The organism is Acidobacteriota bacterium (assembly GCA_009861545.1).
In the GTDB taxonomy this organism is placed as follows: Bacteria; Acidobacteriota; Vicinamibacteria; order Vicinamibacterales; family UBA8438; genus WTFV01.
Genome location: VXME01000114.1, coordinates 59,825 through 66,617 on the forward strand (window position 1 = coordinate 59,825; position 6,793 = coordinate 66,617).

At 67.6% G+C, this 6,793-nt stretch carries 4 protein-coding genes; 2 read left to right on the forward strand and 2 right to left on the reverse strand.

Going from position 1 to position 6,793, the window contains the following annotated elements:
• Positions 1-100 precede the first annotated feature (100 nt).
• Together F4X11_18625 and metH are read left to right on the forward strand one after the other, a co-directional pair.
• Positions 101-523, forward strand: coding sequence for a DUF3347 domain-containing protein (locus F4X11_18625; protein ID MYN67019.1), 423 nt, complete (start codon positions 101-103; stop codon positions 521-523).
• A 40-nt stretch (positions 524-563) separates the two neighbouring features.
• Complete coding sequence (metH, locus tag F4X11_18630; protein MYN67020.1) at positions 564-4,286, forward strand: methionine synthase; 3,723 nt, start codon at positions 564-566, stop codon at positions 4,284-4,286.
• A 121-nt stretch (positions 4,287-4,407) separates the two neighbouring features.
• On the opposite strand, the gene F4X11_18635 is transcribed toward metH, so the two are convergent.
• The gene (locus tag F4X11_18635) at positions 4,408-5,397 is read right to left on the reverse strand and encodes a hypothetical protein (GenBank protein MYN67021.1); all 990 of its coding nucleotides are present in this window, start codon (positions 5,395-5,397) and stop codon (positions 4,408-4,410) included.
• Positions 5,398-5,432: 35 nt separating this feature from the next.
• Complete coding sequence (locus F4X11_18640; GenBank protein ID MYN67022.1) at positions 5,433-6,509, reverse strand: hypothetical protein; 1,077 nt, start codon at positions 6,507-6,509, stop codon at positions 5,433-5,435.
• Between the last annotated feature and the right edge of the window lie 284 nt (positions 6,510-6,793).

The window sequence follows — 6,793 nt, forward strand, 5'->3', positions numbered from 1 at the left end:
TCCGGTCGCTCGTTGTCAGGACCGCGCCGGGAGAGTACGTTAGACAGAACGTGCCCTGCCACGGGCTCGGCGGAACACATGCGTCGGAGGGAGGAAGACCATGATCAGGATTGCAGCGATGGCGGCGGCGTTGGCGGCGTTGGCGGTTCCGGCGTCCGCGGCGCCGGCCGACGGCCTCGCGGCGCCGTACCTGCACATTCAGGTGGCGCTCGCCAACGATTCGACGGACGGGGTGGCCGAGGCGGCTCGCGCGATAGCGGCCGAGGCGGCCGGCATGGGCGAGCAGGCGGTGGCCATCGGCGCGGCGGCCGAGGCGCTCGCGGACGCGACCGATCTCCAGTCGGCACGCGACGCGTTCGGCCCCCTGAGCGACGCTCTCATCGTGTACGCCAGAGACGTCGGGTTCGGCGAGCTGCGCCTCGCCTACTGTCCGATGGTCGACAAGGAGTGGCTCCAGGCGACCAGCGAGATCCGGAATCCCTTCTACGGCTCGATGATGCTGACCTGCGGCGAGTTCCGGTGATCCTACGCAGCGACTTCCGGCGGCGGCAGCCTACAGGCGGATCGTGACCAGCAACGTACGACAGACACTCGACGACGCCCTGCGCGAGCGGATCCTGATCCTCGACGGCCCGATGGGGACGATGATCCAGCGGCGCGGGCTCGACGAGGCCGACTTCCGCGGGCCGCGCTTCGCGGACCATCCCCAGGATCTGAAGGGCAACAACGACCTGCTCGTGCTGACCCGCCCGGACGTGATCGAGGACATCGCGGACGAGTACCTCGCGGCCGGCGCCGACGTCGTCGAGACCAACACGTTCAGCGGCACGTCCATCGCGCAGGGGGACTACGGGCTCGAGTCCGTAGTCCACGAGCTCAACGTCGAGGCGGCGCGAATCGCCAGGCGGGCCGCCGCGCGCTGGACCGCCCGGACGCCGGAACGCCCTCGCTATGTGGCCGGTGCGATCGGGCCAACCAATCGGACGCTCTCGATCTCGCCGGACGTCAACGACCAGACGTTCCGCGCGTCCACCTTCGACGCGTTGCGCGACGCCTACGCCGAGCAGGCCCGCGGGCTGATCGAGGGGGGCTGCGACCTGCTGCTGATCGAGACGATATTCGACACGCTCAACGCGAAGGCGGCCATCTCGGCCGTCCGGCAGGTGTTCGACGAGCAGGGGAGCGAGCTGCCGCTGATGCTCTCGGTGACCATCACCGATCGCAGCGGCCGCACCCTGTCGGGCCAGACCATCGACGCGTTCTGGGTGTCGGTGGCCCACGCCCGGCCTTTCTCGGTCGGCATCAACTGCGCGCTCGGCGCCCGCGACATGCGGCCGTACCTGGCGGAGCTCGCCCGCGTCGCCGACACCTGGGTGAGCTGCTACCCCAACGCGGGTCTGCCGAACGCGTTCGGCGAGTACGACGAGCAGGCCGCGGAGACGGCGGGGTTGCTGCGCGAGTTCGCGACCAGCGGCTTCGTGAACCTGCTCGGCGGCTGCTGCGGCACGACGCCGGACCACATCCGGGCGATCTGCGAGGCGGTGGCGGACGTGCCGCCGCGCCGGCTTCCGGCTTCCGATGCGCCGCGGGCCACCGAGCTGAGCGGGCTCGAACGGCTCGCCGTGCGGCCCGACGCCAACTTCCTGATGATCGGCGAGCGGACCAACGTGACCGGCTCGCGCCGTTTCGCGCGATTGATTCGCGAGGAGGACTACGCCGCCGCGGCCGACGTCGCCCTCGAGCAGGTGCGCGGGGGCGCCAACGTCGTCGACGTCAACATGGACGAGGGGATGCTCGACTCCGAGGCGTGCATGACGCGCTTCCTGCGCCTGATCGCCACCGAGCCGGAGATCGCCCGCGTCCCGATCATGGTCGACAGCTCGAAGTGGTCGGTGCTAGAGGCGGGGCTCAAGTGCGTCCAGGGCAAGGGCATCGTCAACTCCATCAGCCTGAAGGAGGGCGAGGAGGCATTCCTCGACCAAGCGCGCCGCATCCGGGGCTACGGCGCCGCGATGGTCGTGATGGCGTTCGACGAGACCGGCCAGGCCGACACCATCGAGCGCAAGGTGGAGATCTGCGAGCGCGCCTACCGGCTGCTCACCGAGCAGGCCGGCGTGGCGCCCGAGGACATCATCTTCGACCCGAACATCCTCGCCGTCGCCACCGGGCTCGAGGAGCACGCCGATTACGCGGTCAACTTTATCGAGGCGACGCGGATCATCAAGGCGCGCTGCCCCGGCGCGAAGGTGAGCGGCGGGGTCAGCAACCTGTCGTTCTCGTTCCGCGGCAACGACGTGGTGCGCGAGGCGATGCACGCCGCGTTCCTCTACCACGCGGTGCGCGCCGGCATGGACATGGGGATCGTCAACGCCGGCCAGCTCGCGGTCTACGAGGACATCCCGGCCGACCTGCTGACCCACGTCGAGGACGTCATCTTCAATCGGCGTTCCGACGCCACCGAGCGGCTGGTGCGCTTCGCCGAGGGCGTGCGGGGAACCGGGCGGCAGCGCGAGGTGGATCTGGGCTGGCGCGAGGCGGGGGTCGAAGAGCGGCTTTCGCACGCCCTGGTGCACGGCATCGTCGATTTCATCGAGGCCGACGTGGAGGAGGCGCGGCAGCAGTGCGCGCGTCCGCTCGACGTCATCGAAGGGCCGCTGATGAACGGCATGAAGGTGGTGGGCGACCTGTTCGGCGCGGGCAAGATGTTCCTGCCGCAGGTGGTCAAGAGCGCCCGCGCCATGAAGAAGGCGGTCGCCTGGCTGCAGCCGTTCATGGAGGCGGACCAGCTCGCGGGGTCGACGCAGGGGAAGATCGTGCTCGCGACGGTCAAGGGCGACGTGCACGACATCGGCAAGAACATCGTCGGCGTCGTGCTGCGCTGCAACAGCTACGAGGTGATCGACCTGGGGGTGATGGTTCCCTGCGACCGGATCCTGCAGACCGCGGCGGACGAGGGGGCGGACCTGGTCGGATTGAGCGGGCTGATCACGCCGTCGCTCGACGAGATGGTGTTCGTGGCCGGCGAGATGAAACGCCGCGGCATGCCGACGCCGCTCCTCATCGGCGGGGCCACGACGTCGCGGCAGCATACCGCGGTCAAGATCGCGCCGTCGTTCGACGGGAGCACGGTCCACGTGGCCGATGCCTCGCGGGTCGTGGATGTCGTCTCCGGCCTGCTGAACCCGAGTCGCCGGGAAGATTTCGATGCCGACAACCGCGCCGACCAGGCCCGGTTGCGCGAGCAGTTCGCGCGGCGGGGGCGACGGAAGCTGGCGACCTGGGCGGAAGCGCGGGCCAACCCGTTCCGCACGGACTGGGACACGGCGGACCTGCCGGTGCCGGCGTTCAGCGGCCGGCGGTGGATCGAGCCGGCCCTCGAAGAGCTGACGCCGTTCATCGACTGGACGTTCTTCTTCGCCGCGTGGGAGCTGAAGGGCCGCTTCCCGGCGATTCTCGACCACCCGGCGCAGGGCGCGGCGGCGCGCGAGCTCCACGACCACGCGCGGGAGTTGCTGGCGGAGATCGTCGCGGCGCGCAGCCTGACCGCGCGCGGGGTGTACGGCTTCTGGCCCGCGAGCACGGATGGGGACGACGTCGTCCTCCACGACCCGGAGACGTCCGCGGCGGCAGGGGGCGGCGCGGAGCTCGTGCGCTTCCCGATGCTGCGCCAGCAGGAGTCGTTCGGCGACGACCGGCCGTACCGCTCGCTGGCGGACTTCGTCGTTCCCGCCGGCCTGGGGCTGACGGACTACGTAGGGGCGTTCGCGGTGACCGCCGGCATCGGCGTCGACGATCTCGTGGAGCGCTACGAGCGGGACCACGACGACTACCGCGCGATCATGGTCAAGGCTCTGGCCGACCGCCTGGCCGAGGCGTTCGCGGAGATGCTGCACGCGCGCGTCCGCCGCGAGTGGGGGTACGAGCCCGGGGAGGCTCTCTCGAACGACGACCTCATCGCCGAGCGCTACCGCGGGATCCGCCCCGCTTTCGGCTACCCGGCCTGCCCGGACCACAGCGAGAAGTTCAAGCTCTTCGATCTGCTCGACGCGCGCGCCGCCGGTCTGGACCTGACCGAGAGCGCCGCGATGACCCCGGCGGCCAGCGTCAGCGGCCTGTACTTCGCGCATCCGGAATCGCGGTACTTCACCGTCGGCCGCATAGGCGCCGACCAGGCGGCGGCGTACGCCGCCCGCAAGGGGCTGCCGGTCGACGAAGTCGAGCGCTGGCTGGCCGCCTGTCTCGCCTACGATCCGGCCAGCGCTCCCGCCGCGGTCGCCGCCGGGTAGCGCGTCACTCCACTACCGACTCAACTCGTCCGTTGCGGGCGGACCCTCACGTGCTCAAGCCGATCCGCCACCCACGCCGACCTCGGCGTCTGGTCGACGCGGTCGACCTGGCTCATGGTCGTCACTTGCACTCGAGCCGCCACTGGTACTGGCACGCACCGGCGCGGGGGGCGTTGTCGCCAGGGAACGGCTGGCTCCAGGCGCCTGCATTCCCGGGTTTGCTCCAGCCGCTGCACGCGTTGCGAGCTCCATCGCACCGACTGCTTCCTTCGACTTCTCGAAAGCACACGCGGCATTCTCTTACCATTTCGCCACTCAAGGCATCGAGGGCGCGGGTGACGGCGGCGGCGATCCGTTCGTGGATGTCGAGTCTTCTTGCAAACTCCGAAATCCTGGGGACGGGTACGTTGTCCCGACTATACTTGGGCCAGCGGATACTGATCGTTGCATGTCCTCCGTTCCGAATGACGTTCACAAAATCCGGCTCATGAATCGGTTCCCGGGCGAAATCCTCGCGCGTGCACCGAAGACGGGTTCGTTCCAATGCGTCCAGAGTACGCCGGCGGGAAGCCTCTGCGTCCTCGTCGGCGGACCCATCCCAATTGCATTTCACGGGTGCGGAAGCGGACCAGCTCATCTCGGCGGTGGAATGCGGAACCGTTGTGCTGTGAAAGACGAACAGCTCCAGTACGTTCCGCGTCAGGGGTGTCGACATCTGGAACTCCACGTCGTCCGTTCTGGCTGCCTCGCAGGCCTGGTAGGAGGCGTGAGCACCCGGGTCGAGTTCATCCAGATACTGTTGAAAGTCGAACTGGTTGCGGAGTTCGTTCCTCTCTCCGCTGCAGTACTTCATCGCAATTGCGTTCGCATCGCCGCCGGACGTGTCCAAACCGAGCGCGCTCAGGTCGAGGCCGGATGATCTGCTATCCGAGCGCTGGTGTTCAGCGCAGAAACTCGTCAAGATGTTCACGAGCTGGTTCCGGCTCATGGCGCTCTGCAACGTCGTCCGGGATAGCCGCAATACTTCGAGGCAGTGATCCACCGTCTGACCATGAAGAGACGCGGTGCAGAAGGATACAGCCGTCAAAACAGTGGCGACCGCGGTTTTCATTGTGCTACTTCCTTTCGCGCATGGATGAGTTGGACTCAGGGATCGATGCCCCCCTCCATCAGGGGTACATCCTCCAGGCTGTAACGGCCGCAGCCTTCGCACCGAAGACCGTCCCGCGGCGTGATCGTAAAGTGGGTCCACTGTTCGTCGAGCCCGCAGACGTTCGGGATTACCGTCTCCTCTTGCAGTTGGCCGGGGCCAAAGTCGTACAACCGCTGATCGCAGTCGACGAACAGATCACTTGCGTATATGCGGATTCCAAGCTCCAGGCGGCTGATCGCCACGTGCGCCTGCACGTCGAACTCGATCCAGTGCGCTGCGCGATCACGAACCGGGTACCGGTGGACGTTGCGGATCGTGAAGTCGGGTTCTCCCGCCGGTACGATACGCAACCCCGAAAGTCTGGCCGAGAGGCCTTCCGCCTCGGCACGCACCTCGAATCCACCGGGTTGGCGCCCCGTAAGCGAGCCGGAACTGGTGATTGTCGCCACCACGGTGTTGCTCGATATCCACTCGGCGTCGACACCCTCCCGTGTCGTGCCGTCGGACATTCTGATGTTCGCGCTCAGTTGCACCTCCTGCCCCACGTCCAGCTCGCGGCCGTCTGCGAACCATGGTGGAGCGTGGACGCTCAGTTCTTGCGGCGTGGCCGCCGGCGTTGGGCGCGTTGGAGCGGTTGGAGCGGTTGGAGGATCGTCGCCGTACGCGACCAGGAGTCCGAGAACGCCGACGACACCGACGAGAATGGTGTTCCGTGTTCGCAACTGCCCCCTCCCGGGGTCATTCCGAAGTCCCACCGGTCCACCACGGAGGCCATGTGGTCGTCCGGAACCGGTCGTACCACTCCCTGACGGTCTGTTCGGACAGCTTCCCGCGGAAGGAGTAGGCGCGATGGATCGAGGGTGATTCCCAGTGCCCCTCGTTGACGGCGATCCAGGTATCCCAGAAGAACGCACCGTGCACCAGGCCGGGGTACGCCTCCATCGTCTCGAACAGTGCCCTGTACAGGTTGTCCTGAACCTCCTGGCCGTCGTCGAGGCCGTTCCCGTTCGTATCGGCGAACACGAGGGAACCGTTCTCCGGAAACCTGCTCGGGTGCGCTGGAGTCTCAACCGTGTCGACGGCCGCGTATTCGAGAAAGACCAGCGGTCGGCCCGGGTTGCGTTCCGCGATCGGGATCAGGTGGTCTCTGAAGATTCCTTCGTACCCTTGCCGCAGGCTGTCGACGTCCAGGACAGTGGTCGGCGGTTCGTCCAGCAGCGGGAACCACGCGCTGACGCCGATGACGTCGAGGGCCAGGTCTTTCCACAAGTGCCACGAGCCCGGCGTGAACCAGTCGCGCCCACTAGTGTCCCAAGAAACTCGAGGCGGCTACCCGTAAGTTACAGAATGCAAA

What these genes read in the sequence shown, in the direction of transcription:
- F4X11_18635 (MYN67021.1), bottom strand. Translation starts at nt 5,397, where the DNA reads ATGAAAACCGCGGTCGCCACTGTTTTGACGGCTGTATCCTTCTGCACC.
- F4X11_18625 (MYN67019.1), top strand. Translation starts at nt 101, where the DNA reads ATGATCAGGATTGCAGCGATGGCGGCGGCGTTGGCGGCGTTGGCGGTT.